Origin of the sequence: Bacillus bingmayongensis (assembly GCF_000299035.1) — a bacterium.
Lineage (GTDB): Bacteria > Bacillota > Bacilli > Bacillales > Bacillaceae_G > Bacillus_A > Bacillus_A bingmayongensis.
On the sequence record NZ_JH921517.1, the window covers coordinates 1,087,371 to 1,113,710 of the forward strand.

Consider the following 26,340-nt stretch of genomic DNA (forward strand, 5'->3'; position numbering starts at 1 on the left):
GTGCTTGTCAAAAAGACTAAACTACCTGTTCTCTAAATTTTTTAGGGGACAGGTAATTTAAATTCTCTTGAATTAGCATACAATTGTAGTAATGAATGTATGCTAGTACACTTTTTCGCACGACTATGTTGGATACTCTTGTTATTTTTGGTGAATAGAAAGCTTTACTTTTCAAATGTTTTAAGAAATCTTCTATTACGGTGTTATTCTGCAAATTTCCTTTTTATGATGTGCTTGTAATCATTCTGTTGTTTTTTGAGACTTGAAATGCCTTCGCTATATAAATATTTCCTTGATTAGAATAAAGAGGAACACCTTATACCTTTTTTGTTTGTTTCAACGTTTCTATTGTTACCAATTCACTCAGGTTTTAATTCGTTATATGCACATGTTAGAATTACGTTTGTTTTTTATTTTAATTCCTTTCCAGTTTATTTTTCCTGGATAATAGGCTTTTCTCATCCCCCATTACTGGAGGTACTCCACTCACATAAATAAGTATTTTTTATTTGTTTATATAAATAAATGTTTCTCTCTTATAAGAATTGTAAAAGAAATAAGCTCTACTAAAGGAATTATTATAGGGGTACTTCGAGATAAGATTAAGTAAGAACAAAACTTTCTCAATATATAAAAAGCCAAAATTAGGTGAGAGTTATTCATATTTACAATAGCATATTCTATACTATGAATTGTAATACGAATCTACTAAATAAGAGGGCAAGTATGAAGAGAATGAAATATTTATACTTAATGAAGCTATTTATTAGATACATAATCAATTGATTTATATTTAATTGGAGGAGAGATGATGTTTAAAAAAGTAGCAACAATCGCATTGGGAGTTAGCCTATTATTTTCAGGAGTTTATTTTCATTTTGATAAAAAAGTATCTGCAAAAAATGGACATGTAAATAAGAAAGTTAAAAATGTAATCTTTTTAATCCCGGATGGTTTTTCAGCAGGTTATGCGAGCAGTTACTATTGGTATAAAGGCTCAGGTTCAGTGATGGATCAAATACTTGTAGGAATGATTCGTACACATCCTGCAAATCAGCAAGTGACTGATTCGGCAGCAGCAGGAACAGCAATGGCAACGGGAGTAAAAACTAATAATGATATGGTAAGTGTTTCGCCTCAAGGAGAGAAATTAAAAACAATTCTTGAAGCTTCTAAAGAAGCAGGGAAATCAACGGGATTAGTTGCAACAGCAAGTATTACTGATGCTACCCCGGCAACTTTTGCTTCTCATGTAGTTTCTCGTGCTAAAGAAGTGGATATTGCAACTCAAATAGTAGATAACAATGTTGATATACTCTTAGGGGGAGGAAAACAATTCTTTCTTCCTATAACAGAAGGGGGAAAGCAACCAACAAGAAATTTAATTGCTGAGGCACAAAAAAAAGGATATCAATTAATAGATACGCATGAACAGCTTGTTAAAGCTAAAACAAAAGGGAAAATATTAGGTTTATTCGCTAATGAAGCAATGTCACCTGAATTAGATCGGGAAAACACCAATCAGCCAAGCCTTGAAGATATGACAACATTAGCTCTGAATACGTTAAAAAAAGATGAAAATGGATTTTTTCTTATGGTGGAAGGTAGTCAAATAGATGATGCGGGTCATGAGCATGATGCTGCAAGAGCTATGAAAGAAGTTGAGGCATTCGAAAAAGCAGTAAAAGTTTCTCTTGATTATGCAAAAAAAGATGGAGAAACTTTGGTTGTTATAGCGGGAGATCATGATACTGGAGGGCTGTCAATTGGGAGAGGAAGCGTCTTTGCTACACATGTTGAAATCTTGCGTAATGTAAATGCTTCAGGGGATTTTATGACCAAGCAAATCAATAATGAAAAAAGTAACATACAAGAAGTGCTAAAACAGTATGCAAATATTGATTTAAATGATCAAGAAATAAAAAGAATTAAGGAATCGGCAGATATGAAACCGACTATTAATGATATCATTAGTGAACATGCAGTAATAGGGTGGACAACTATTGGGCATACAGGTGTTAATAATCCCGTATATGCATTTGGTCCGAATTTTGAATGGTTTAGAGGGTTACATGATAATACAGACCTTCCAAAATTAATTGCAAAAGCATCTGGAATTAAGCTTTAAAAAAGATATCTCTATTTTTAAAATTAAATTAAAATTCGGAATTATATTTAAATTATTCCTCATCAAGAAGAAACGAGAATTAAGCGAATATAAAGCGATTTATATCATAAAAGATTATTTTTCACTTATTTATCAATCTTTACAAAAAGACACCCAAGAATTAACAAAGATATTGTTTCGTCTGTTCAATCTCTTACAGAAAAACGGACGAAAATCCCATAAGTATGAGAAGAAAACTGTATTCGATATCTTAGGCATCGTATACAACTTTTCTATGTCTCACAATCATGTAGCGTAATTCGAAAAAGTGAAAACCGATAGGGTTTATTTGGTATGCAAATCTTTAAAGAACTTACACTGGACCTTTTAGAAAAAAGAAAAAATCTCATGTGAAATTAAACTTATATAAGCTTAGCTTGATGGGCATGGGGGTCACCATATCATATTTATCAATCTAAGTGTAATTCAGGCTAAAAAAACAGGTTACCCCCAAAAAAGCCCACTTCTTATCTTAAAATAGATATGAAGTGAGCTTTTTGGATTCTATCAATAATGAAACGTTAAGTTAATCTGACATGAATATCATATACATACTGTTATAAAAAGTTCCATTTGATAAAATGGAACTAATAGGAAAAAGAGGATGGTATTACTTTGGAATAAAGTTTGATTAAAAAGTAGTTTATAACATTGATTTCATCATAAAAAATCCCTCTACATTTTGAACAAAGATTGAACAAAATATAGAGGAATTATTTTTTAATACATGAACTTTTTATAAAAAAGATTGATAATTTCGATAGGGGAATCATTAAGAATATCCCCGATTATATACTAAGTTTGTCTTTACAGCTCTCACAAATAAATTTTCCCTCTAAATTTAAAAAGGCTTTAATTTCTGTAAATCCTTTTTTCTTAGGATACGGTACGATTACTAATGCTTGTTCGTCCTTTTTAATATCTTTCTTACAATAGATACATTTTGGAACTATCAATGCCACTTTAATCCCCTCTTTCAACTGCCCTTTTTTAAACTATACAAATATCAAAATATCCATACTTTTATTATACAATCTATCAAATAAAAGATGTTATGAAATTCCAACTCATATCATCTTGAATCTTTAGCTGTACCTGCACCTATACCTGAACCTCGACCTTGTTTAATCTATTCTTCAATTTCAGAAGTTCTTTTTCTTTTAAAAATAAAAACACCCCTTTAGACAAAAATATCTAAAAGGATTTTTTAAAACGTCGCGACTTTCTTCAAAACATCGCGTCTTTTTTATAAACACCGTGACTTTTTTTTAAGCGACACCTCACTCCTTTTTTATATTTTTTAACTCCCAAAACATATGATAACTAACAATAAAGTTATTAGTAGTACACTTATAAGTGTACTTATAAATTTCATTTGCTTTTCTTAGCTTGATTGTGATGTGGTGCTACCCCACATCCATCAACTTAAGGTATATTTTTATATAAAATACGGTCTTTCCATATAGTTTTTTATTATCTTTTATAGATTTTATAAAAGTGGGCATATCAAATAAACCCTGACGGGCTTCAATTTTTTTACTATGCTACCTGATGAGTAGAAGTGGTATACTCATAAACAACACCCAAAATATCAAAGACTGTCTTTTTCTCATATCGATGAGATTTTCGTCCGTTGTGCTGTAGGAGGTTAAACAGACGAAGGAGAACCTTTGATAATTCTTGGGTGTTTTTGTGTAATGCTTGGTAAAAAAGTAAAAAATAATCCTTAATTATGTACATCGCTTTATATTCATTTAGCTCTTTCTGTTTCTTACGTAACAAGAGTTCTCGCATTTTAAACATAGTAGAAGAACATAATAGAATACTAATGAGTTGCCCATAAAGATGACATTCTAATCGTTCTTGTTTAATAGATTTACAACGATGAATTTGAAACCAAGATTTCCATATTTTAAATAACAGCTCAATTTGCCAACGTAGTGAATATAGATCATAAATTTTCTCTTTTGGTACCCATTCCGTAGGAATGTTTGTCATATATACCGTAATACCTTGTAAAAGTTTTGTACGCTCTGTATATGTAATTCCTTTTTTCTTTTCACGAATAGCTCGATCACGTAGGCGTTTCTGTTTTTGCTCCTCGGTACATCTATAAACTACAATACGAGTAGGCAGTTTGTCTTTACTCCCTACATATATATCATGTAATTCATACACTTGGCCAGGCTGCAATTGTTTCATGATGTCTTCCAAATGAATTTGTATATATATCGGTTTTAATTGAGCGGGTTTTGTTTTAAATACCACTGTTTCAAATTCTTTTCTATATATTTTAGTTGGTAACTTAAGACGTGATAAATAATATCCCTGCTTATCTTGAATCGACTTAAAGTCTTGTACACGAAAATATCCTAAGTCACGAATATATAGTTCATTCTTTTGTGCCATGCCTGTTCGAGTCGCACTATATGCCTGATCACTTCGTTTTCCTGGTTCAATTTCCACATCAGAAAATTTTCCACTCAACAAGTCATACTCTAGTTGAATTTTCACACCAGCTGTATGACTACATCCTCCGGCACCAGGATAAGTAGTTGCGAATCGATCTGGAACTTGGAAGGTTGTAGAATCAAGGACGAGAATCCGCTCAAAATAAGAAGAAAGAGAATGAGAAATCTTAGATACTCCTCCAATCTTAGCTTGTAGAAGTGTAGTAAATACAGTGCGAAAGAAGGCTACAGAAGCCGAATTAAATCGTCGATTAAGTCCCTCCGGACTTAATAAAATTCCTGTTGAAGTTTCTAATTGACTACAAAGTTGAGTAAGAGAGGTAGTAACGATTTGTTGATTTAACCATACACACAAAGACAAGAAATGGTGCCCGTGGCACTTGCGTTTTCGTTTCATTCCGCCTGCTTCTATAGCTAATTGATTAAGTGTAGCGGGAGACATATATCGATATAACTCTTCGGCAAATAAAGATAACTCTTGTTTTTGGTTCATATTCATAAAAAGCACGTCACCCTTTCTCATTAACATAAGAAAATAGTAACGTGCTTTTAACTTCAAAAATAGTCTAAATCCTTAAGTTGATGGATGTGGGGTGGTACCCCATACCTATCAAGCTTAGAATTTGAAATATCCCTAAAATGAAAATTTTATGTCTCTACAGTTATTTATGAGAATTTAGCTCGTTTTTATCGTTTTGAGGAAGAATGTATTTCTTAACTTGATGGCGATGTGGTGCTACTCTATATATAGAGACTCGTTAAGAGTGAAAACTATGCTTTAAATACATTCAATAATATGCATATGATTGCAGGAAAAAGAATAATGACTGGCGAAATTTTACAACATATGAATTGAAATAAGGAGTCATGTCATATGAATTTAGAAAAACCAAAACCAGTAAATGAAGAGATAGTCGAGTTAAAAGAGCTTGTAAAAGAATTGCATGGCAGTGTGCATCAACTACAGAGTGAGGTTCAACAGCTAAGGCATGAAAGGCCAGTTGTTGAAGTTAAAAAAGGCGTTCAATTGTCACCAACAATCGTTGGACAAATTGGTGGCATTATTTTGGGGGCACTTGCGATTATTGGAATATTTTTTCAGTAAAAAAGGTTTGCAGCAATATGCTGCAAACCTTTTTTACATTAAATAACGTAAATATATATAAGCATGTGATAATAATAATGCAATGAGTGTTAACGGTAATCCGATTTTTAAGAAATCGAGATAGGAGAATCCATGTCCTTCTCGGTTTGCAATCCCTGCAACAACTACGTTTGCTGATGCTCCGATTAGTGTTCCGTTTCCTCCTAAGCAAGCACCGAGTGATAAGGCCCACCATAGCACTTCAATTTGAGGAGAATCAACAGAAAGTCCAAGTCCGGATGCTAAATCTTGAATAAGTGGAATCATCGTTGCGACAAATGGAATATTATCAATAGTAGCTGACGCTACTCCTGATACCCATAAGATAAGAATCGCTGCAAAACCGATATCGCCATTTGTTACATCAATTACTTCTTTCGCAAGAGATGAAATAAGTCCAATATCAATTAAACCGCCAACAAGAACAAATAATCCAGCGAAGAAGAATATCGTTACCCATTCTACATGAGCAAATACATCTTCTAATTCATGTTGTTTTACACCAATTAACATGAGAAGTGTTGCACCTGTCAGCGCGATAACTGCTGCATCTACATGAATAATCGAATGAAGAACAAAGCCAAGAATTGTCAGACCTAAAATGGAAAGGGATTTTAAGAGTAAGCTTCGGTCACGAATATAGTCTTTTTCATTTAGTGCCATAAGCTTGGCAACTTGTTCAGAAGTTGTTTTCAATTTTTTACGATACATAAGATAAATAATTCCTAATGTAACAATTGAAATAATAAGTACAATTGGTGTTAAATTGAGTAAAAAAGCATTAAAATCTAAGTGTTTATTAGCAGAGCCAATCATGATGTTTGGAGGATCTCCAATTAGTGTTGCGGTACCACCAATATTTGAAAATAATACTTCTGAAATCAAATAGGGAACAGGTTGTACCTTTAAAATACGAGTTATGGATAATGTAACAGGGACGATTAATAAAACGGTTGTTACGTTATCTAAAAATGCAGAGCCGACAGCGGTTAATAGGGATAAAAGTAATAAAATTCGAATGGGTTTTCCGCCGGCTGCTTTTGCTGCTTTTATGGCTACATATTCAAATACACCAGATTGACTCGTAATATGTACAAGAATCATCATTCCAATTAAAAGGGTAATGGTTTCCCATTGAATATGTGATGTAAAGGCAGTATGTAAGTCTACAATTCCAAAAATAATCATAATGGCAGCACCGAACAGTGCAATTACAGCACGGTTCAATTTCTCAGAAATAATAAATCCGTATGTCACTAAAAATACGGCGATTGCAAAATAATATTGCAGGTTTGCTACTTCATGTGCTGAATGTTCCAACATGTCACCTTCTTTAAAATATGTATTAAATTGTCGAAAAATATCCCTCCGCATAAATTCTATTGTAGCAAATTCAAAAAAGAAAGAAAACCATTTACGGCCGGTGAGGGAACAGTGAAATTTCATATATCATATAAAAAATAAAAAACAAAGTGCAAATTATTATGCAAAGTGAACTTTGTCCTCTAATATAGAGATAGCAATTTACATTATTTTTGCGTAAAATGGTTTAAAGAGGTGAATTCCGATGGAAATAGTAAAAGATAGTGCTGTTATTCAACATGAAATCGAACGTTTTGTAAATAAAGATGTATATATTCATTTAGAAACGACAAACGGAGCATACGCTTCACACTTTAATGAAAAAATGATGACAGTCGGAGCATTCATTCGAAATGCAATTATTCGTTTTGAACGCGGGAAAATAACAGGAACAAATCCATACCGAGTTGGTCTTAAAATGGACCATGGATGGGTATATGCAGAAGGTATTACGCATTGGGAAGTAGACGAACAAGATCGTCTATTACTAGCAGGGCATGATAATAAAGGTCGCTTAGCAGTAGCGCTTGAATTGAGCTTAACGCCATTTAAATAAGAAAGAGGGAAAAGTATGGAAAGACATGTGCTCGTTGTATTTCCGCACCCAGATGATGAATCATTTGCAGCGGGAGGAACAATTAGTTTATTAAGACAGCAAGGTGTACCTGTAACATATGCATGCGGAACACTTGGACAAATGGGCCGTAACATGGGGAAAAATGTTTTCGCTAACCGTGAAACGATTCCAAATATCCGTGAAAAGGAATTAAAAGACGCATGTGAAGCGATGGGAATTGAAGATTTAAGAATGCTTAGTTTCCATGATAAAACGTTAGAATTCGAAGATGTAGATTTTGTAGCTGATAAAATTGAAGCTGTTATTCGCGATGTACAGCCATCACGAATTATTACATTCTATCCAGAACATGGCGTTCATCCAGATCACGATGCATTTGGCCGTGCTACAGTTCGCGCTGTATCACGTATGCCAAAAGAAACACGCCCGGTCATCCATGCAGTTGCGATTACAAAAAATCGTGAAGAAGTATTAGGTGAGCCAGACGTTGTGAATAATATAAGTGAAGCATTTGAACAAAAATTGGCAGCTTTACGTGCGCATCGTTCGCAAACAGAAGCGATGTTAGAAGAAACGGAAGTAAAACTGCAAAACAAAGATGCTGCAACATTAAAATGGTTACAAATTGAACAATTTTGGACTTATAAATGGGAGTAGACTAGAAGGACGACTTCTGGTATTCCTTCTATATAAAAGCGATGTCACATTGTGGCGTCGCTTTTTCTGTTAGATAGGCACTTCTTATATGTACGACACATACACTACAGCAAATCTTGAAAAGAGGGGGTAACTTATGTATTATTCCTATGAAGACGTGTTCGGTTATTTTCGAGATGGTTATGAGATAAGTGGTGAAGTGATTGCGTTAGTTGATCCATATGTTGTACAAACATTGCAATCTATAGTGGGAAAAAGATTGTGGTTGAAACAATTCGGGGAAGGGTAAATGGGACATTGCGAAGTGTAAAGCCAGATCATATTGTATTAGAAGAAAAAGAAATACCTACGTTTGTTCGAGTGCAGCAAATTGTGTGGTTTACGCCTGAAAAGTAAAGGTATTTTGTATATAAATACGGATTGAAAAACCGACATAAAACCATTCTTTTTAGGTGGGAGAGAGGATCCACTCATGGGTAGAAGCGGTCAGTTCTTTTTTTCGCCCCATGCCATGTGAAAACAGAAGGAGGTAATGAGTAAAGACCTTCTTTTATTTTCATAACCGTGACTTATATGTCGATAAATTAAAATGATATATAGAGACAAATTACGAGAATGAAGCTAAGAACCTACTATTAAATTAGTAGGTTCATTATATACAAAAACTTATAATATATGTTAATCTTTGTAAAGAGAAGTAATAAAAAATAAATGTTAATTCATACCCTCCTATAGGTATTAACATGAAGCAATTGAGGTGTTTTTTGTGTTGTTTTATGATCGAATTTCGATAATGGCCCCTCCAGTTCCGTAGCGAAAGAAAGCTCTAAATATCTGAGATTTTCTAAGTTATAGGAGGGTATTAGAAATGAAAAAAGTCTCAGTACCATCGTTATGGTTAATGATTATTCTTGTGGCATTCCCGCAAATTAGTGAAACAATTTACACACCATCTTTACCGGATATTTCGAAAGCGTTACATGTCAGTAATAATGCTACGCAGCTAACGCTTAGCATTTACTTTGCTGGATTTGTGTTAGGTGTATTCTGCTGGGGATGGTTGTCTGATATAATTGGGCGTCGTCCTGCGATGATTTGGGGAATTGTGACGTATGGTGTTGGTAGCTTATTATGCTACTTAGCTAGTTCAATTGAATTATTGCTGATCAGTCGTTTTGTACAAGCGTTTGGAGCAAGTACAGGATCAGTGGTTACCCAAACCATTCTCCGTGAAAGTGTACATGGGCATAAACGGCATGTAATGTTTGCGCAAATTTCAGCAGTCATTGCATTCACACCAGCTATTGGCCCATTAATCGGTGGCTGGATGGATCAAATATTTGGATTTAGAAGTGTGTTTCTTACTTTAGTTGTTATGAGTGTTGGGATAGTATTATGTACATTTATAAAATTACCAGAAACTCGAACAAATATAACAACGAATAGAATTAATGTTTTTTCTGTTATAAAGCGAATGGTCCGCGATCCAAAAGTAATGACATTTGGAGTACTTATTGGGGGAACAAACGGTATATTATTTAGCTATTACGCTGAAGCACCGTTTATCTTCATTGAGTATTTTAAGCTATCACCTGGTGTATTTGGTTTTTTAGGTATAGTAGTAGCCTTTGCTTCCGTAATTGGGGCGCAAATTTCAAAGCGATTACTTTCCATGTATAAACCAGAGAAAATTATTTATATAGGTTGCATTGTCATGACGGGAGGAGCAATTATTTTATTAGTTGTTGCCCTCAGTGGAACGATTGCAAATATGATATATATGATTCTATTTCTTGTAGCTGTATTTGTATTGCTTTTAGGAATAGGAATTGCTTTGCCGAATTGTTTAAGCCTAGCATTAGTAGATTTTCAAGATGTTATTGGAACAGCAGGTGCTTTATTTAGCTTAGGATATTATATTATCGTTACCGTTACAATTTGGGGAATGAGTCAGTTGCATACAGGCTCTTTACTTATCATGCCTTTATATTTTCTCATTCTTGTAGTTGTCATGACGGTTCTAAGTCGGATGTTTATTTATAATGCTAAGGTTATAGAATCTGTTTAAGTATATAAAGTGAAAAAATATTTTTTATTCGCCTAATAGTTTTTTTAGAAAGATAAAGGAGGGTTTTGGAACCTCCTTTATCTTTAAGGATAATGACTATAAATGCAACCAATAAATCAATTTTATTTGATTTATTGGTTGCATTTATAATAAAGCGGTGTATATAATATAAATATCAAAAAAACTTGATGAAGAGAGTGGAGCGTATGAAAGAAAATTTTGAGCAGTTTGAAAAGAAATTTAAAGCGCTTGCGGATAAAAAAAGATTAGAGATCATGTATGAATTATGTCAACGTGGGCAGACGTGTGTATGTGATTTAACTGAAGTTTTTGGGATTTCGCAATCTAAACTTTCGTATCACTTAAAAATATTACTTGATGCGAATTTAATTGTAAAAGAAACAAAGGGAACATGGAGTTATTATGATTTAAATGATGAAGAAGTGAATAATTTGTTGTCGGAAGAACTTTGTTGTGTGTTCCGAAAAACTGGCAGAGGAAGTTGCTGCTAAGTTTTTTGCACTAAATAAATCAAAAAAAATTGATTAATAAATTCAACTTTATGTTGTTAAAACAAAAAGGAGAAAAAATGAAACGATTATCATTTTTAGATCGATATTTAACCCTTTGGATTTTTCTTGCGATGGCGGTGGGAATTGGAATAGGATATCTATTACCTGGGTTTGTGGATGGACTGAATCGTTTACAGGTGGGAACAACCTCTATTCCGCTTGCAATTGGTTTAATTCTGATGATGTATCCGCCACTTGCAAAAGTTCGTTATGAAGAGATGGGGCGCGTTTTTACAGATGTAAAAGTATTAATATTATCACTCGTACAAAACTGGATTATTGGACCTGTCCTCATGTTTGCTTTAGCTATTATATTTTTACAGGATAAGCCAGAATACATGGTAGGACTAATCATGATCGGCTTAGCACGTTGTATTGCAATGGTTATTGTCTGGAATGACCTTGCGAAAGGTGATACAGAGTATGCAGCGGGATTGGTTGCTTTTAACTCTGTATTTCAAATGTTATTTTTCTCAGTTTATGCCTATGTGTTTGTAACAGTTATTCCAGAATGGCTAGGAATTGAAGGGGCTGTTGTTAACATTACAATGATAGAAGTTACAAAATCAGTCTTTATTTACTTAGGAATTCCGTTCATCACGGGAATACTAACACGCTTGATATTTGTAAAAGTAAAAGGGAGAGAGTGGTATGAAAAAGTATTCATTCCAAAGATCAGTCCAATTACATTAATCGCATTATTATTTACAATCATTGTGATGTTCTCGTTAAAAGGAGAGGTCATTGTTAGCGTACCGATGGATGTTGTACACATTGCGATTCCATTACTCATTTATTTTATAGTGATGTTCTTTGTTTCTTTCTTCATGGGTAAGAAAGTTGGTGCAAGTTATGGGGTAACAACAACATTAGCGTTTACCGCAGGAAGTAACAACTTTGAGTTAGCAATCGCTGTAGCTGTCGGTGTATTTGGAATTCAATCTGGAGCAGCGTTCGCGGCGGTTATTGGGCCTTTAGTTGAGGTACCCGTTATGATAGCACTTGTAAATGTAGCGCTATGGTTTCAGCGTAAATATTTTCAAACAGAACCGAAATAAATATTTATAATAAAAGGGGAAATTCACATGGAAAACAAAAAAACGATTTACTTTTTATGCACAGGAAACTCTTGTCGCAGCCAAATTGCTGAAGGGTTTGGAAAAAAATATTTAGGTGACAAATGGAATGTATATTCTGCAGGGATTGAAGCCCATGGCGTGAATCCAAATGCGATTCAAGCAATGAAAGAAGTAGAAATAGATATTACGAATCAAACATCTGATATGATTGATCGCGATATTTTAGATCGTGCAGACCTTGTTGTTACACTTTGTGGTCATGCAAATGATGTATGTCCAGCGACACCTCAGCATGTAAAACGTGTTCACTGGGGATTTGATGATCCAGCAGGGCAAGAATGGTCAGAATTCCAACGTGTTCGTGATGAGATTGGTGAACGAATTAAGAAGTTTGCTGAAACGGGGGAATAATCCATATCGTATCAGTATAAAAAAGAGGCTGCTCGAAAAGGTTGTTTTTAAAGACCTTTTCGGGCAGCCTTTTCCTATTTTTTGCTTTTGTTGATGTTTTTTTGTTACACACTACATTTTGAATGATTTTTTTAGTAGAATCATAAACCAAACAAGGCTAATGGCAATGATAGAATGAGAGATTCCGACTATATAGGTTAATCCCTTGAAATTAGCTTCATTTAGTTGAAGAAGTCCTCGAGTTGCCAGTGAAGAAAGTGTTAAAATTAATCCAATATTATGGACGATGAACCACATATTAAAACCCTTCACTTTATGAAATGAAAATGATTTTGCTAATGATAAGGCAATTAAAAAAAATAAAAATCCAAGTACTAGCGTATGTGTATGTAAAAGGTTCAGCAGAGTAGATCCTAGAATTCCCTTTGATTTTGCATATTCTCTAGCGAATACACCTGAGAATAAACCGATAACTAAATATACGAACGATGCATAATATAATTTTTTCATCAATATACCTCCTGAAGCAGAATCTGTAATGTTGATTTTTGATTAGTAAATTCTTATTGTATTTTCAAATCATGGTAGTTACATAACAAAAACTCCTAGTTTTCCAGGAGTCATGGTATAACAGATTAAAAATTTAAAAACTCAATCATAATTATAGGATATTTGATTATATAAAACAATTGAATTTTATGTGAACAAAGAGAGTGTGTCAGAGCCTTCTCTCGAAATTCATCACCCACTTCTAAACGTGAAGGTGCGATAGCATCAATGAAAGTGGGTGATGAATTTTTGTTAGACGAAGCCTATTTTTTAAGTGATTTTGGTCATCATGGGCAGCAAGGGTTAGAAAACTACTGGTAGAGTTGCAAGAGAACGGAATTTGCTATAATTATAAACCAGTTGCTCGGGTTTAGTTGCTAGGCGCAGATTAGGTAGACGTTGCAGCAATGTGCCAAATGCAATTTGACCTTCCAAGCGTGCCAATGGAGCACCCAAACAGCGATGGATACCATTGCCGAAAGCTAGATGATCATTTTCCTCGCGTGTAATATCTAATGCTTCGGGATTAGAGAATTTCTGCGGATCAATGTTGGCAGCTGCCAGGGAGAACAGTATCATTTCGCCTTTGTGGATCATTTTGCCATGCATTGTGATATCTTCACCCGCAAAACGGTTACCAATCATAATCGGACCAGCATAGCGCAACAGCTCGTCGACAGCAGAGGAAAGCATGGAAGGATTGTCCCGTAGCAGTTCCATTTGTTCGGGATGTTGCAGTAACGCCAGTACGCCATTACCAATGAGATTAACTGTTGTCTCATGTCCAGCGATAATGAGAAGCCAAATCGTCGAAAGAAGCTCGTTCTTACTCAGCTTGTCTTCTTTCTCTTGTGCTTGGACCAGAGCGCTCATCAGATCATCGCTAGGATTTATGCGCTTTTCGGCTAGTAATGTTTCGATGTAATGAATAAACTTTTCGAGTGTTGCAGTAACTGCTGCTCCCTGACGAGGATCCATAGCAGCGTTCATGAGCGTATGTGTCCAGTCACGAAATTGGTTTCGATCAGCAGTGGGAACCCCAAGCATCTCTGAAATAACAATAATGGGCAGAGGATAGGCAAAATCCGCAATAATATCCATCTTTCCTTTTTCCTTCACAGCATCCAACAATTCGTCGGCAATTTGCTGAATACGGGGACGAAGGTTCTCAATCATACGCGGGGTAAAGGCTTTAGAGACCAACCGGCGTAAACGGGTATGATCGGGTGGATCGACCGTAAGCATATTCGGCATATTCATCATCCATTCAAATAGCTTGCTCACAGATGTATTTTCCTCAATAAATTCCTGTTTATCTTGGGGTGGTTCGAATTTCCGTAAATCTTTGAGAAAACGAGGATCTTTCAATATGGTAACAACATCGTCATAGCGCAATGCGATCCACGCTCCTCCCATACCGTAAAAGTCATCAATACGAAAGAGGGGCTCTTGTTGTTCGAAGAGAGGCTTATAGAACATAATGGGATCACGCATAGTTTCCGGTGAGTTTAAATCACCAAGAGTAATTTTTCTCATTCGTTTGCTCCTTTCATTATAACTGGTGAGTGAAATGGCTTATACATCCTCTTTACTGGATAATTCCATAATGGGTTAGGTTACAAAAAACATTCATCTGATTCTTAGAAGCAATCACATGACGATCTTTCTTTTCAAGAGGAAAGGCAGGAATCCCTTCTTTTTTTATTCAATCTTAAATGGATTGCTCCACATCACCATCAAGCTAGCAAACACAAATGGAACAGTTCCTTCAACTGATGAAACAGAAAAAATCTAAATATAGCGAAATAATTGATATGCCTAAAGGATTCAATGCAATTCCTGTACATGAATGTATTTTGCAAGAAACATATCCGAAATGTAGGTTGTATGTAAAATAGGATGGAAACTTCTTAGCTAAAGTTAGTTAAAGAAAGGCTGGTAAAAGACCAGCCTTCCTTATATACGTATTTAAACAATTTTGTTTTTTAACAACATTTCTCTTTCATTGCTTTCATCATAGACATAGTAGAATTCATCATTGCATCGCATTCTTGCATTTTATTCATCATAGCTTTATCCATTTCTACATCCATTTGCATCATATTGTTCATCATCATTTTCATACATTTCATTTCACACATCATTTTTTCCATAGACATCATCATGTTTGTTGTTCCTACCATCATTGTTTTTTCCATTTTAACATCCTCCTAAAATTTTTATATCTTGCAAATATAGGAATTCGTTTCCGTTTTACAAATACCTCTAGATGTAGTGTTGCTAAATATTTAGAAAGAATTTTCTTGAAAAGAAGAAAATGAGTTTTTAAGAGATGATGTTCAAATTAGAGATGAACGAATTGAGGAACTTGAGAAGAAATTACATGAACTAAAAAGAGCAGCTAGCAATAGCTAACTGCTCATCTCCAAGGGGGAGGAGAAAGATTATTGTATCTATATTATTGACGGAATATTGAGGTTTATTCTGAATTTGAGTCAATATTTTGGGCACAAAAAAAAATCTAAGCGACTTCTTTAGCTAGGTTTTCTATTGCTTGAGGAGTTTTTATAACCAATGCTACTATGAATTCGCTTGCGGTTATAAAATCCCTCGATGTATGCGTTTTTTTATAGTAAAACAAGAAATTTTAATATCTTTTTGAATTTCTAGTGAGGGGAATTTTTTCAGCAGATATAGATGCAGAATAAAAATGGAGGAAGGAGATTATATGTTGTTAAAAAACGTATAAAGGATATGCAAAATAAAGACTATATTTTGCTAACATAAAATCAAAGTACCACAAAACCTTTCAAAGTTCCTTCAGAAGTACAGAAGGAGCTTTCCATTCACATAATCAGCGTTCTAGGAATAAAACAAATTCTCAAAAAAGTCTTTCTTTCTATCTACCTCTTTATGTAAAATTATAGTTGTTCTTTAAGTAAAGAGCTTGTTCGTAATTAAGACATTATAGAGAATGCAACTATTTTATCTATAATAAGGCATAATAAAAAATCAGTAAGGGGAACAAAAAATTGCAGAAACTAAAGAGAATATCTAATCGAGTTTTATACTTACCACCGTATCAAGAAACAGATCGTCCTATTCTAGCTGCTGTTAAAGGGGAAGAAAAGACACTATTAATTGATGCTGGAAATTCTTCGAAACATGCTAGATTATTTTTGGAACAATTAGATACATATGATGTTAAAGGAGAATGGCTTATACTTACACATTCCGACTGGGATCATATATTTGGAATGCATGAGATGCAAATGCCAATTATTTCTCATTATAAAACTTATAACAAAATTAAACAGTTACAGAATTTATCGTGGGAAGATAAATATTTAGACCAACGTGTTCAAGAGGGTCTAGAAATTCCATTTTGTGCGGATGCAATAAAGAAAGAGCTAGGAAATCAGAGGGAGATTATCCTCCCATTACCTGATATTACATTCGATAAGAAAATGACTTTGAATCTAGGAGGGGTCACGTGTGTAATTGAACATGTAGGTGGAGATCACGCTGATGATTCTACTGTCATTTATATTCAGGAAGAAAAAGTTCTTTTTCTAGGAGATTGTATGTATGCAAATCTCTACTCAAAGAAGTGGAGTTATACGATAGAGAATACACTCCAGTTAATTGAACAAATTGAGAAATACGATGCAGAAATTTTTGTTTTATCCCATCATGAAGCTCCATTAACTAAAGAAGAGTTTCAATTAGAACTTAAATTCTTAAAAACTACAGCATTGCTTGCAAAAAAGTATGAAGGAAGCTCAGGGGCAATAGTTAAAGAAATGTCTAAGTCTTTACAGAGAAGTTTAACTGAAGATGAAATTGAGACCATTACTTTTTTTGTTAATGGATTTTCGGAATAACAAAGTTAATAATGTTTCAAGAGGGGAACTATAGATTAGTACCTATTTTTATATTGCTGTATTAAATTGGGGATTTAAGGTGAATCGAAATGTTATAAAGTAAAATATGTTTACCATCATACGTAAATTTAAAGTTATCAGACTTAAGTGCGAAAAGAAGTAAGTACTATGCTGCTAGGGGATGCATATCAGTGTTATGAACGCTGATATTGCAACCCTTTTTTGTTCTGCTAAATTACAGACAAGTGTTCTCTGTCCTAGCTATTGTTTTTACCGCTCATCCTGAGATGAAGTACAGAATACTGAGGTCAATACGTTTATAATTACGTTTAAATAAACAAGGCTTGTCCTAAGATTTATTCTTATTTTTTTGCTTCTGTTCGCCTTCTTCTATATTCCATTCGTCGCCCCAGTAAATTGAAATATCATCGCCATCCTGCATGTTTACATCTTCCGTGGTGTTCAGCTCATTCGTGTGTTGAATTTTTTTTGGTACTAATTCTTTTTTTGAACTATTTGGCTTATTAGTAGACATGTGTATCTCTCCTCCTTAAATTAATAGTTACTACATACTGGTATTATTTCTATTTTGCGAAGGTTTATACCGTTCTTGTTTCTGGATGTTTGACCGTACAAGTTGATAATTACACTTTAATGGAGAAATTGCAAAAGGTGGATACTACAGAGCAACAGTTGAAAATGCAAAATATGAAAAAGTAGATGGAATAGGGAGCATTGTAGATCGTGTTACGATCAATAATGCTCGAGCTGATGAAAAAGCAATTGATCTTTCAGAAATACAGTATTTTGTTAAAGATGGAAAGACGGGGGAAAATATGAAGGCTAAGTTATGCCTATGTACAAAGAGAAATTCAAAAGTGTTCCAGCTGGCTACTCTTTAACTTTTGACGTTTCATTTAAGATGGAAAATCTCCCAAAAGATTTCAATAATCTGTATTTATATATGGATAGTAAGCTTGATCCATTTGGAGATATCCATTGGAAACTTGATAATCTAGTATCTAATTAAAAGATGTCTAATTTAGACATCTTTTCTTGTTTAGAGGGTTGTATATACTATTCATTTCTAATTTGTATAATCTAACATTATAGCAAGTTATCGTGTCGTAAAAAGGTTTAGTATTTTTATACTATTGAGATGAAAGGTAGAAACATTACAAATTTTAGCTTTTGATTATATAGATGAAACCCACCAATTCATTCGGTGAATTTCATGGTTCATTCCTTTTGTGAAAATAGGTTTTTTAATATACAAATTGTGATGAATTAAAATTGATTATTTGTAAAAAAGAGGATAATTAGAATTAAAAGGTTTAAATTTTTCATTTTCCAGTTTATAGAAAAAAATAGGTGTGCTAAAATAACATAAAATGTCAGAAAAGTCTAAAATCGAAGGTGGATGAGGTGTATGACTATATTAGAAAAAATTAAAGAAAATGTTTCAAAAGTCATTGTAGGTAAGGAAGAGGTAATCGATTTAGCGATGATTGCGCTAGTTGCAAATGGACATGTTTTATTAGAAGACGTACCAGGAACAGGAAAAACAACGCTTGCGAAAACGCTTGCTAAAAGTATTGATGGAGCATTTCAACGTATACAGTTCACCTCTGATACACTGCCTGGTGATGTAGTAGGATTAGAATATTTTGATATGAAAGAGAGTGATTTTAAAACAAGAAAGGGACCTATTTTTACAAATCTTGTTTTAGTGGATGAAATTAACAGGGCTGTTCCGCGGACACAATCAGCGTTACTGGAGGTAATGGAAGAACGAACAGTAACAATTGCAGGGGTAACGCATGTATTACCAGATCCGTTTATTGTGTTAGCTACACAAAATCCGTTAGAATCGGCAGGAACATTTGCACTTCCAGATGCACAGTTAGATCGATTTCTATTAACAATTCGGCAAGGATACCCAGATCGTACATATGAAAAAGAAATGCTAAAACGATTTAAAGAAAACAATCCATTTAACCATTTACAAAGCGTTGTATCTCTTTCTGACATATTGGAGTTGCAGGAACAATCTAAAAGAATTCGAATACATGATGAGGTGGAAGAGTACTTGCTCGATATTGTGGAAGCGACGCGAAAGCATGATCTAGTAGAAATAGGGGTTAGTCCACGGGGGTCTTTAGCTTTTATGAGGGCAGTTCAAGCAAGGGCTTTATTAAAGGGGCGGGAATATGTAACTCCTGATGATTTGAAAGCTTTGGCATCACCGGTTTGTGCACACAGACTAACATTAACAATTGAAGGGGATATGAAAACAACAAAAGTAGATGTACTGCAAGGGATTTTAGAAAAAATTGCAGTTCCAGTGGAAAGCGTATGAACGAAGTAATAAAAAAGAAAAATCCGTTGTTAGAACCTCTCTTTATAGGGGGAATCGGAGTGATTTGTCTTATACTCGTCGTATATACAAATCAATTTTTGATTGTGGTCATCTTTTTGTTTTATCTATTGCTAGTTGGGTTTATATACATGTATATGAAAGCGATCATGAAAGTGAGATGGGAGATTTATCAAAATCAAAAGAGACTCTTCATTAATGAAAGAGGAGAGTGCACGGTGCAAATTGTAAATGAGGCACGTTTCCCAATCTTTAAAGCAGCTCTTCAGTTTCGTTCTGATGAACAGATAGAGTGGGAAACAGATCAGAAGATGCAGCGTTCGCATCACTCTTATCAAATTCCTCTCCAAATAGAAGGAAGAGATATCATAACAATTGCGTTAGAGGGAAATGCGAATGAAAGAGGGAGGCAAGGGTGGCAAGCTGCGGAAATTATGATATCAGATCCATTTGGTCTTCTAACGTATTACTTGCCTATTGAACAAAAGAAACTCCCTAAATTTCATATCCTTCCGCAAATGTCGAAAGTAACAATACCAGAAATGACAACATGGAAACGTGGATTTCGAAGAGCGGCTGTTTCTCCGTTATATGACGAAACGAAAATAGTAGGTGTGAAAGAGTATGAAGGAGAATCATTTCGATCAATTCATTGGGGAGCGACTGCGAAAACTGGGGTGATAAGTGCGAAAAAGTATGAATATACACAAGGCGATCGGTATGCACTGTATGTAAATATATTGGGTAAAACAGGATATACGCTTCGCACTGATATGGAATATTTAATTCAAGTAGCTGCCGGCGTATGCCGAGAGTTAATTTCACAAGATTGCTCGTTCGAACTATGGATAAATGGAGTGCGGGAACAAGGTGTTATTCACTTGAAAGGCGGAAAGCATCGAAAACAACTTTATAAAGCAATGGATCTCTTGTCCTCATTAACGGAAAAAGATACACCGCTTAATACGCATTTTTTCTATCAAACAGGATTTCGCAGACAAGAAGCAGGATGTATTCCGTTAATTATTGGATATCCACCTGAAAAACAAAAAGGATGGGTGCAAATTGTGAAGTAAAGGGAGGAACGGTGAATAAATTGAAATGGGGATCACGTATTATATTTTGTTTCCTGGCTATTAGTGCTTGCTTTTTATTGGCGGTTGGAATAACGAAAGGTGCTTTTTTTGCCAAGGAACAGATAATAGATTCTTCTCAGCAAAGGGTAGGAAAGGATGGACCACAAACACAGAAAAAAGGAAAATTTATAGGAGAAGAAACGGTAATTCCACCAGAGAAGGATTCAAAAGTATTATATGAAATTGAAGATTCACCAGATTTTAATAAAGATGGATATTATCAGAAAGGGGATTTTAAAAGAACCCCTCGAGATAGAAAGGTGCCAAATGGTGGCGAAGAGTTTCTAGGGGATAGCACTGAAAATATATTTATACAAATTGGCATCCTTTTTTTCGTGATGTTAATCGTATTTTTCATCTTTCGCCGTATACGGAATAAGAAGCAGGCAATTCATCATATTGATTTGAAACAAAAAGAAATACGAAAAGTTGAGGGAAATGTAGAACAAGAAGAGCAAGACAGTTTAATACTTCCAGCAGAAGAAGTAAGAGCAATGTTAATAAAATGGGAACTAACATTACCGAAATTTGAAAAGAGAAGATTACAAGAGACGGTTCAACAATGGTTTTCCCGTATTCATAAGAACAGTGATATTATTCCAATTTATGAGAAAGTAAGATATGGGGAAGGGATTGCTTCAAATGAAGAGTTACAGATGATGCGAAGGTGGATAAATGAAAATGTAAAGAAAAGTTTATAGTGAAAAAAGAGATAGAAGAAGAAAGTTTGTTATTAGCGGAAGTATTACTGTATTGTTTCATCCAAACTGATATGAGAAGGTGGATATAGAATGACCGTTAAAAAACTTTACTTTTTACCAGCTGGCCGCTGTATGTTGGACCATTCTTCTGTTAATAGTATGCTTACTCCTGGTAAACTTTTGAATTTACCGGTATGGTGCTATCTTTTAGAAACAACAGAAGGCCCCATTTTGATAGACACAGGGATGCCAAAAAGTGCAGTAGATAATGAAGATCTTTTTAAGGGAACGTTTGTTGAAGGGCAAATTCTTCCTAAAATGAAACCGGATGATAGAATTGTAAATATTTTAAAACGAATAGGTTATGCGCCAGAAGATCTTCTTTGTGTTATTAGCTCTCATTTGCATTTTGACCATGCTGGAGGAAACGGGAGCTTCCCCCATACACCTATTAATGTACAACGAACTGAATATGATGCCGCTTTACATAGAGAGGAATATTTAAAGGAATGCATATTACCAAATTTGAACTATCAAATTATTGATGGGGATTATGAAGTAATGCCAGGTGTTCAATTGCTCTATACGCCTGGGCATTCCCCAGGGCATCAATCGGTACTAGTTAAAACGGAAAAGTCAGGTTCTGTTTTGCTAACGATTGATGCATCTTACACGCAGGAAAACTTTGAGAAGGGAGTCCCATTTGCAGGATTTAATTCAGAAATGGCCACAAGGTCTATCAAACGATTAAAAGAAATTGTTTTGGATGAAAAACCTATTGTTTTCTTTGGACATGATATGGAACAAGAAAAAAGCTGTAGAACATTCCCTGAGTATTTATAATGTACTCATTTTGTAGAAATGAAAATAATATAACTACACCTTTTTTTATATTGATTTATGGAGATATAATATCCTAATAAAATCTAAAAAAGGTGGAAGGTATGAAGAAAATCATAATGCTGTTTAGTGTAATGATATGTTTTTGGGCGTTAAGTGGGTGTGATCGCACCTATTCATATGTTGGAGAAAGTAAGCATTGGAAAGGGAAATATATCATCTCACAAACAGATACGAGTGAAAATGGAGAAGGCTCGATTATTTATAAAGGAAAAGATAGAGAAAAAATCAATGAAGTAAAATGGAGAGTTGAAGATAATAGCAGCAAACAAGAAGGAACAGGATTCATTGATAGAGGAACGATTCAATTAAAATCCTCATGTTCAGGTTGTGCAGTGCATGATATGGAAGAAGTGTTTTTGGTCACAATTGAATGTGATGGAAAGAAAGAGACTTAAGTAGTTGAGTGCTCCTATACAGGATTACTTTAGTTGTTAAGAAGGGGTGATCGGATGAGTAAGAATTTTATTATATTTAGAGTAAGCCAAGGGTTAGGCGATGCATTTGTAAAAGGCTTACCCACCAAGGGAGATACAGTATGGGTGGTATCACGCACACGACCAAGTAGTTTAGATATAAATGACGGTGTAAATCGTAAATGGCTCGCAATTGATTTATCTAGTCAACAACAAATTCCTTCTTTAAAAGAAACGTTAAAAGATATTGCTATTGATGTATTAATTTACAATGTCGGAGTATGGGAAAAGCGTGGTTTCGAAGATGATTATACGTTTGATAAGGATGAAGTTGAAGATATTTCGAACTTAATCAATATAAATTTAACTTCCACAATTACTTATATACAGGCGCTTTTACCTAATTTAAGACAGGCGAAAAACGGAAAAATTATTTTAATTGGTTCAACAGCAGGTTTAGATCATACGAATAATGCACAAGTTTCGTTTGTCACATCTAAATTTGGCTTACGTGGTATTACAAATGCTTTGCGTGAGCATGTAAGAAAAGATAAAATCTCTGTAACGTGTATTAATCCAGGAGAGCTTGCTGCTGAAGTACCTTATGAAGAAGGTGCAGAAAAGGCAATTATGTTGTATGGAGGGACACGTATCCCTGTACAAGACATTGTAGCCATTGTCCAATGCGTTATGAATTTATCGCCTGTTTCATGTGTAAAGGAAATTAATATTCCTGCTATAACAGACTTAAATGCATGAATCTGAAAACTATTTATCTATAATTGGTGTACCGCCACTTAGCTTTCAAGCTCGTAAATATAAATTTTTAAAGCAGCTTTGAGACTTACTATGGACTATAATAAGAATGATGTAAATGGAAAAATCTCTTCAGACTTTTTGATATTAGGAACTGGACAATTCCCGAAATTTAAGGAGGATGTATTTACATTAGAAGATACAGATTACTCTTTAATTCCAACAGCGGAGGTGCCATTAGCGAACTATTATCGCGATGAAATTTTAAATGGTGAAGAATTACCTATTAACTTTACCGCTCATACTCCATGTTTCCGTTCTGAAGCTGGTAGTGCAGGACGTGATACGAGAGGACTTATTCGTCAGCATCAATTTAGCAAAGTTGAAATGGTCAAATATACGGTGCCAGAAGAATCATACAATGAGTTAGAAAAATTAACAGAAAATGCTGAAAGAGTACTACAATTGTTACAATTACCTTATCGGGTAATCACATTATGTACAGCTGATATGGCATTCCCAGCTGCAAAAACATATGACATTGAAGTTTGGTTACCAAGCTATGGGGTATATCGTGAAATTTCTTCTTGCTCAAACTGTGAAGATTTTCAAGCTCGTCGTGCAGGCATACGTTTCCGCCGTACACAAGGTGCAAAACTAGAATTTGTGCACACATTAAATGGTTCTGGGTTAGCTATAGGGCGTACAGTAGCAGCAATTTTAGAAAATTACCAACAAGAAGACGGTTCAGTTGTGATCCCGGAAGTTTTGCGTTCATACATGGGTGGAGTAGAAGTTATTAAATAAAAAAGATGTTGATGTTTGTAAGAAGGTTGCCTGTTTTATAGAGATAATCCATAGTTCCTTTTTTATCTAAAAATGTACCTGTATATACTCCCGAATAAAATGTTTTATTGATTGTGTGGAAGCGTTTGTTGAAGCAGCAGAGTGCGTTCAAGCTTCTGCGTCCACTGAAATTATCAAACTTTTTTATAAAGAAGTTAGTCGATTATCTTTAATAAGAGCATGTTTTGATCAAGCTTTTTTCAAAATACGCTCTTCTTTTCTATTCTTCTATTACGGTCGATAGAATTAATTGTTGCTTAAGTTGAACTAGAAATTTCTTTTAAAGGATTTATGAAGAGTTGTTGAAAAGCAAATGTTTGACATAGCAAAAAAATACAGTTATTGTAGATATATAAAGTCTTTAATAGGGGGGTCACACATTATGAAGTATTCTAAAGCTACAAATTATGCCCTTCACACAATGCTTTTTCTTGCAAAAGCTACACCAAATAAACTTGTTAGCGTTCACCAATTAGCAGAGATGCAAAAAGTTTCACCTACGTATTTATCCAAAATATTAACAAAGTTGACGAAGGAAGGAATGATTCATTCATCTTCAGGCCCAAATGGAGGATATTCACTGAGTAATAAATGGGAAGATATCTCATTTTTAGATATTATACATGCAATTGAAGGTAAAACATCACTGTTTGAATGCTGTTTACACCATGAACCGGGATGTTTGATAAATGAAGTAATGCTTTTAGCAGAGAAAAAAATGGAAGAAGAGCTAAGAAATCAAAAAATATCAGATCTTGCTAAGAGAATAACTGCGGATTTTTGATCCGCTGTTATTTTTTAAGATAATTAAAGATAATGAAACTCTTTAATATCTCTGATGGAAGGGAGAGATACCTATTTTGTTGTAATATGCTTAACACTATAAATCGGTATAATGATAACTTAATAATGGGAGGCTAATAACATGCAAAATATATGGAATGAGCGGTTTCATTCGGAGGAATATTGGTATGGCGAAGAACCTAACATATTTATTCAACAACAAGCATTCCGCTTAGAGAAATCTCAAAAAGTGATAGCATTTGCAGAAGGAGAAGGTAGAAATGCCGTTTTTTTAGCAAAGAGAGGACATGAAGTTACGGCAATTGACTATGCGGAGAGTGGTTTACAAAAAACAAAAAGGTTAGCTCAAAAGTATAACGTTGACGTGCATACAAAAAAGGTAGATTTACTGGTAGATAGTGTACCAGCCAAAAAATATGATGCTGCAATAATGATATTTGGACATTTTCATACCGATCATCAAAAAATGGTATTTGATAAAATAAAAAATACAATAAAGCCTGGCGGGATTATTGTGATTGAAGTCTACTCTAAAAATCAACTGAATTACGGTACGGGCGGGCCAAAAGAGATTGATATGCTTTATGAACCAATTGATATCCTTACTTGGTGTGAAGGGCATGAGGTCATTCACTTCTTCTATGGAGAACAAGAGCGAGTAGAAGGGAATGCGCACACTGGTTTAGCACATGTCATTCAACTTGTATTTAGAAAATAAGATAACGGAAATAGTTTTGGGGAAAAGATTACGTTACTATTGTCAGTTATAGGCATTAACGAGCGAAGTAAAAAGAGTAAAATTTGAAATTTTAGTTCAATAAAACAATATAAGAAAGTCGGTTCCTTAGCGTACAAGAATCCGACTTTTTTATGGTAAAAATATGCTTAGTGTACAAAATTCCCGAAATGTTGGTGCTACCCCATGCCCATCAACCTAAGATTATATAAGTTTAATTTCACGTGAGATTTCTTCTTTTTTCTAAAGATCTAGTATAAGTTTTTTAAAGATTTGCATACCAAATAAACCCTATCGGGTTTCAATTTTTTGGATTACGCTACATGATTGTAAGACATAGAAAAGTTATATACGACGCCTAAGATATCAAAGACTGTTTTTTTCTCATACCTATGGGATTTTCGTCCGTTTTTTTGTAAGAGATTGAATAGACGAAACAATATCTTTGTTAATTCTTGGGTTTCTTTTTGTAAAGATTGATAAATAAGTAGGAAATAATCTTTTATGATATAAATCTCAGGAATTTCATATGTTTCACCTGACTGTAATTGGTCAATAAATTGCGCCATATCTAATTGGATGTACTCAGAATGCTTTTTTATTGTTCCATTTTGAAAGTATTCAGGTTCTTTATTCTTCTGATATATACGTGTATTTTTCGTTTAACAAATCCTACATTTCTAGCTAATTGCTCTAAAGCATCAGGTGACATATATCGTTGCAACTC

26 protein-coding genes and 5 pseudogenes are annotated in these 26,340 nt (G+C 34.4%); 22 read left to right on the forward strand and 9 right to left on the reverse strand.

Features of this window, described 5'->3' with window-relative positions:
* Window positions 1-16: 16 nt before the first annotated feature.
* A pseudogene (locus Y7E_RS34320) lies at window positions 17-313 on the reverse strand (IS3 family transposase); the annotation flags it as partial.
* A gap of 498 nt (window positions 314-811) precedes the next feature.
* Here Y7E_RS34320 and Y7E_RS0112550 point away from each other — a divergent pair.
* Window positions 812-2,128: an alkaline phosphatase gene (locus Y7E_RS0112550; RefSeq protein ID WP_017151603.1), complete on the forward strand. Its 1,317-nt coding sequence runs from the start codon at window positions 812-814 to the stop codon at window positions 2,126-2,128.
* 49 nt (window positions 2,129-2,177) lie between these two features.
* Window positions 2,178-2,426: pseudogene (locus tag Y7E_RS0112555) on the forward strand (IS4 family transposase); the annotation flags it as partial.
* A gap of 529 nt (window positions 2,427-2,955) precedes the next feature.
* Here Y7E_RS0112555 and Y7E_RS0112560 read toward each other — a convergent pair.
* Complete coding sequence (locus Y7E_RS0112560) at window positions 2,956-3,129, reverse strand: hypothetical protein (protein ID WP_017151605.1); 174 nt, start codon at window positions 3,127-3,129, stop codon at window positions 2,956-2,958.
* 577 nt (window positions 3,130-3,706) lie between these two features.
* Window positions 3,707-5,137 (reverse strand): IS4 family transposase, encoded by a 1,431-nt coding sequence (locus Y7E_RS0112565; RefSeq protein WP_017151606.1) that lies wholly within the window; start codon window positions 5,135-5,137, stop codon window positions 3,707-3,709.
* Between the two features lie 375 nt (window positions 5,138-5,512).
* On the opposite strand from Y7E_RS0112565, the gene Y7E_RS0112570 reads away from it, so the two are divergent.
* Window positions 5,513-5,743: a hypothetical protein gene (locus Y7E_RS0112570; RefSeq protein WP_017151607.1), complete on the forward strand. Its 231-nt coding sequence runs from the start codon at window positions 5,513-5,515 to the stop codon at window positions 5,741-5,743.
* A gap of 33 nt (window positions 5,744-5,776) precedes the next feature.
* On the opposite strand, the gene Y7E_RS0112575 is transcribed toward Y7E_RS0112570, so the two are convergent.
* Entirely contained in the window at window positions 5,777-7,102 is a 1,326-nt protein-coding gene (locus Y7E_RS0112575) for an ArsB/NhaD family transporter (RefSeq protein WP_017151608.1), read from the reverse strand.
* 247 nt (window positions 7,103-7,349) lie between these two features.
* Here Y7E_RS0112575 and Y7E_RS0112580 point away from each other — a divergent pair, with 247 nt between their 5' ends.
* The 7 genes and pseudogenes from Y7E_RS0112580 (at window position 7,350) to arsC (ending at window position 12,508) form a co-directional block, all read left to right on the forward strand.
* Window positions 7,350-7,700, forward strand: coding sequence for a YojF family protein (locus Y7E_RS0112580; RefSeq protein WP_000407035.1), 351 nt, complete (start codon window positions 7,350-7,352; stop codon window positions 7,698-7,700).
* Window positions 7,701-7,715: 15 nt separating this feature from the next.
* Window positions 7,716-8,378 carry a bacillithiol biosynthesis deacetylase BshB2 gene (gene bshB2, locus Y7E_RS0112585; protein WP_017151609.1) on the forward strand — a complete coding sequence of 221 codons (663 nt, stop codon included), beginning with the start codon at window positions 7,716-7,718 and terminating at the stop codon, window positions 8,376-8,378.
* A gap of 136 nt (window positions 8,379-8,514) precedes the next feature.
* Window positions 8,515-8,774, forward strand: a pseudogene (locus tag Y7E_RS29620) (YuzF family protein).
* A 472-nt stretch (window positions 8,775-9,246) separates the two neighbouring features.
* Window positions 9,247-10,446 carry a multidrug effflux MFS transporter gene (locus Y7E_RS0112595; RefSeq protein WP_017151612.1) on the forward strand — a complete coding sequence of 400 codons (1,200 nt, stop codon included), beginning with the start codon at window positions 9,247-9,249 and terminating at the stop codon, window positions 10,444-10,446.
* A 206-nt stretch (window positions 10,447-10,652) separates the two neighbouring features.
* Window positions 10,653-10,958, forward strand: coding sequence for an arsenical resistance operon transcriptional regulator ArsR (arsR, locus tag Y7E_RS0112600; RefSeq protein ID WP_017151613.1), 306 nt, complete (start codon window positions 10,653-10,655; stop codon window positions 10,956-10,958).
* A 77-nt stretch (window positions 10,959-11,035) separates the two neighbouring features.
* Window positions 11,036-12,076 (forward strand): ACR3 family arsenite efflux transporter, encoded by a 1,041-nt coding sequence (gene arsB, locus Y7E_RS0112605; RefSeq protein ID WP_017151614.1) that lies wholly within the window; start codon window positions 11,036-11,038, stop codon window positions 12,074-12,076.
* Window positions 12,077-12,103: 27 nt separating this feature from the next.
* Entirely contained in the window at window positions 12,104-12,508 is a 405-nt protein-coding gene (arsC, locus tag Y7E_RS0112610) for an arsenate reductase (thioredoxin) (RefSeq protein ID WP_017151615.1), read from the forward strand.
* A 111-nt stretch (window positions 12,509-12,619) separates the two neighbouring features.
* Here arsC and Y7E_RS0112615 read toward each other — a convergent pair whose 3' ends face one another.
* Both Y7E_RS0112615 and Y7E_RS0112625 read right to left on the reverse strand, forming a co-directional pair.
* The gene (locus Y7E_RS0112615; protein ID WP_017151616.1) at window positions 12,620-13,018 is read right to left on the reverse strand and encodes a DUF2871 family protein; all 399 of its coding nucleotides are present in this window, start codon (window positions 13,016-13,018) and stop codon (window positions 12,620-12,622) included.
* A 342-nt stretch (window positions 13,019-13,360) separates the two neighbouring features.
* Complete coding sequence (locus Y7E_RS0112625; RefSeq protein WP_017151618.1) at window positions 13,361-14,593, reverse strand: cytochrome P450 family protein; 1,233 nt, start codon at window positions 14,591-14,593, stop codon at window positions 13,361-13,363.
* A 239-nt stretch (window positions 14,594-14,832) separates the two neighbouring features.
* Between Y7E_RS0112625 and Y7E_RS34760 the strand changes: the two genes are divergently transcribed.
* The gene (locus Y7E_RS34760) at window positions 14,833-14,955 is read left to right on the forward strand and encodes a hypothetical protein (RefSeq protein WP_272942947.1); all 123 of its coding nucleotides are present in this window, start codon (window positions 14,833-14,835) and stop codon (window positions 14,953-14,955) included.
* Between the two features lie 87 nt (window positions 14,956-15,042).
* On the opposite strand, the gene Y7E_RS0112630 is transcribed toward Y7E_RS34760, so the two are convergent.
* A complete protein-coding gene (locus Y7E_RS0112630; protein WP_017151619.1) occupies window positions 15,043-15,255 on the reverse strand; it encodes a hypothetical protein in 213 nt (70 codons plus the stop codon).
* A gap of 834 nt (window positions 15,256-16,089) precedes the next feature.
* On the opposite strand from Y7E_RS0112630, the gene Y7E_RS0112635 reads away from it, so the two are divergent.
* Window positions 16,090-16,941 (forward strand): MBL fold metallo-hydrolase, encoded by an 852-nt coding sequence (locus Y7E_RS0112635; protein ID WP_017151620.1) that lies wholly within the window; start codon window positions 16,090-16,092, stop codon window positions 16,939-16,941.
* 349 nt (window positions 16,942-17,290) lie between these two features.
* Here Y7E_RS0112635 and Y7E_RS0112640 read toward each other — a convergent pair whose 3' ends face one another.
* On the reverse strand, window positions 17,291-17,476 hold the full coding sequence (locus Y7E_RS0112640) for a hypothetical protein (protein WP_017151621.1): 186 nt from the start codon (window positions 17,474-17,476) through the stop codon (window positions 17,291-17,293).
* A gap of 315 nt (window positions 17,477-17,791) precedes the next feature.
* Here Y7E_RS0112640 and Y7E_RS35025 point away from each other — a divergent pair, with 315 nt between their 5' ends.
* The 10 genes and pseudogenes from Y7E_RS35025 (at window position 17,792) to Y7E_RS0112690 (ending at window position 25,595) form a co-directional block, all read left to right on the forward strand.
* Complete coding sequence (locus Y7E_RS35025; protein ID WP_017151622.1) at window positions 17,792-17,971, forward strand: hypothetical protein; 180 nt, start codon at window positions 17,792-17,794, stop codon at window positions 17,969-17,971.
* A gap of 399 nt (window positions 17,972-18,370) precedes the next feature.
* On the forward strand, window positions 18,371-19,300 hold the full coding sequence (locus tag Y7E_RS0112650) for an AAA family ATPase (protein ID WP_017151623.1): 930 nt from the start codon (window positions 18,371-18,373) through the stop codon (window positions 19,298-19,300).
* Window positions 19,297-20,394, forward strand: coding sequence for a DUF58 domain-containing protein (locus Y7E_RS0112655; RefSeq protein ID WP_026049194.1), 1,098 nt, complete (start codon window positions 19,297-19,299; stop codon window positions 20,392-20,394). Before Y7E_RS0112650 ends, Y7E_RS0112655 begins: the two co-directional genes overlap by 4 nt.
* Before the next feature lie 11 nt (window positions 20,395-20,405).
* Window positions 20,406-21,155: a hypothetical protein gene (locus Y7E_RS0112660; protein WP_026049195.1), complete on the forward strand. Its 750-nt coding sequence runs from the start codon at window positions 20,406-20,408 to the stop codon at window positions 21,153-21,155.
* Between the two features lie 90 nt (window positions 21,156-21,245).
* A complete protein-coding gene (gene aiiA, locus Y7E_RS0112665) occupies window positions 21,246-21,998 on the forward strand; it encodes a quorum-quenching N-acyl homoserine lactonase AiiA (protein WP_017151627.1) in 753 nt (250 codons plus the stop codon).
* A gap of 101 nt (window positions 21,999-22,099) precedes the next feature.
* Window positions 22,100-22,453, forward strand: a complete 354-nt coding sequence (locus Y7E_RS33645) for a hypothetical protein (RefSeq protein ID WP_017151628.1) — start codon at window positions 22,100-22,102, stop codon at window positions 22,451-22,453.
* A 54-nt stretch (window positions 22,454-22,507) separates the two neighbouring features.
* Entirely contained in the window at window positions 22,508-23,230 is a 723-nt protein-coding gene (locus Y7E_RS0112675; protein WP_017151629.1) for an SDR family NAD(P)-dependent oxidoreductase, read from the forward strand.
* Window positions 23,231-23,371: 141 nt separating this feature from the next.
* Window positions 23,372-24,034: pseudogene (gene serS, locus Y7E_RS29635) on the forward strand (serine--tRNA ligase); the annotation flags it as partial.
* A gap of 421 nt (window positions 24,035-24,455) precedes the next feature.
* On the forward strand, window positions 24,456-24,857 hold the full coding sequence (locus tag Y7E_RS0112685; protein WP_017151631.1) for an Rrf2 family transcriptional regulator: 402 nt from the start codon (window positions 24,456-24,458) through the stop codon (window positions 24,855-24,857).
* 141 nt (window positions 24,858-24,998) lie between these two features.
* A complete protein-coding gene (locus tag Y7E_RS0112690) occupies window positions 24,999-25,595 on the forward strand; it encodes a class I SAM-dependent methyltransferase (RefSeq protein ID WP_017151632.1) in 597 nt (198 codons plus the stop codon).
* A gap of 332 nt (window positions 25,596-25,927) precedes the next feature.
* Here the strand turns inward: Y7E_RS0112690 and Y7E_RS33240 are convergent.
* A pseudogene (locus tag Y7E_RS33240) lies at window positions 25,928-26,134 on the reverse strand (IS4 family transposase); the annotation flags it as partial.
* Between the last annotated feature and the right edge of the window lie 206 nt (window positions 26,135-26,340).

Excerpts from the sequence above, each read along its gene's own strand:
- Y7E_RS0112550 (WP_017151603.1), top strand. The coding sequence starts at position 812 with ATGTTTAAAAAAGTAGCAACAATCGCATTGGGAGTTAGCCTATTATTT.
- Y7E_RS0112565 (WP_017151606.1), bottom strand. The coding sequence starts at position 5,137 with ATGAATATGAACCAAAAACAAGAGTTATCTTTATTTGCCGAAGAGTTA.
- Y7E_RS0112570 (WP_017151607.1), top strand. The coding sequence starts at position 5,513 with ATGAATTTAGAAAAACCAAAACCAGTAAATGAAGAGATAGTCGAGTTA.
- Y7E_RS0112580 (WP_000407035.1), top strand. The coding sequence starts at position 7,350 with ATGGAAATAGTAAAAGATAGTGCTGTTATTCAACATGAAATCGAACGT.
- bshB2 (WP_017151609.1), top strand. The coding sequence starts at position 7,716 with ATGGAAAGACATGTGCTCGTTGTATTTCCGCACCCAGATGATGAATCA.
- Y7E_RS0112595 (WP_017151612.1), top strand. The coding sequence starts at position 9,247 with ATGAAAAAAGTCTCAGTACCATCGTTATGGTTAATGATTATTCTTGTG.
- arsR (WP_017151613.1), top strand. The coding sequence starts at position 10,653 with ATGAAAGAAAATTTTGAGCAGTTTGAAAAGAAATTTAAAGCGCTTGCG.
- arsB (WP_017151614.1), top strand. The coding sequence starts at position 11,036 with ATGAAACGATTATCATTTTTAGATCGATATTTAACCCTTTGGATTTTT.
- arsC (WP_017151615.1), top strand. The coding sequence starts at position 12,104 with ATGGAAAACAAAAAAACGATTTACTTTTTATGCACAGGAAACTCTTGT.
- Y7E_RS0112615 (WP_017151616.1), bottom strand. The coding sequence starts at position 13,018 with ATGAAAAAATTATATTATGCATCGTTCGTATATTTAGTTATCGGTTTA.
- Y7E_RS0112625 (WP_017151618.1), bottom strand. The coding sequence starts at position 14,593 with ATGAGAAAAATTACTCTTGGTGATTTAAACTCACCGGAAACTATGCGT.
- Y7E_RS34760 (WP_272942947.1), top strand. The coding sequence starts at position 14,833 with ATGAAACAGAAAAAATCTAAATATAGCGAAATAATTGATATGCCTAAA.
- Y7E_RS0112630 (WP_017151619.1), bottom strand. The coding sequence starts at position 15,255 with ATGGAAAAAACAATGATGGTAGGAACAACAAACATGATGATGTCTATG.
- Y7E_RS0112640 (WP_017151621.1), bottom strand. The coding sequence starts at position 17,476 with ATGTCTACTAATAAGCCAAATAGTTCAAAAAAAGAATTAGTACCAAAA.
- Y7E_RS35025 (WP_017151622.1), top strand. The coding sequence starts at position 17,792 with ATGCCTATGTACAAAGAGAAATTCAAAAGTGTTCCAGCTGGCTACTCT.
- Y7E_RS0112650 (WP_017151623.1), top strand. The coding sequence starts at position 18,371 with ATGACTATATTAGAAAAAATTAAAGAAAATGTTTCAAAAGTCATTGTA.
- Y7E_RS0112655 (WP_026049194.1), top strand. The coding sequence starts at position 19,297 with ATGAACGAAGTAATAAAAAAGAAAAATCCGTTGTTAGAACCTCTCTTT.
- aiiA (WP_017151627.1), top strand. The coding sequence starts at position 21,246 with ATGACCGTTAAAAAACTTTACTTTTTACCAGCTGGCCGCTGTATGTTG.
- Y7E_RS33645 (WP_017151628.1), top strand. The coding sequence starts at position 22,100 with ATGAAGAAAATCATAATGCTGTTTAGTGTAATGATATGTTTTTGGGCG.
- Y7E_RS0112675 (WP_017151629.1), top strand. The coding sequence starts at position 22,508 with ATGAGTAAGAATTTTATTATATTTAGAGTAAGCCAAGGGTTAGGCGAT.
- Y7E_RS0112685 (WP_017151631.1), top strand. The coding sequence starts at position 24,456 with ATGAAGTATTCTAAAGCTACAAATTATGCCCTTCACACAATGCTTTTT.
- Y7E_RS0112690 (WP_017151632.1), top strand. The coding sequence starts at position 24,999 with ATGCAAAATATATGGAATGAGCGGTTTCATTCGGAGGAATATTGGTAT.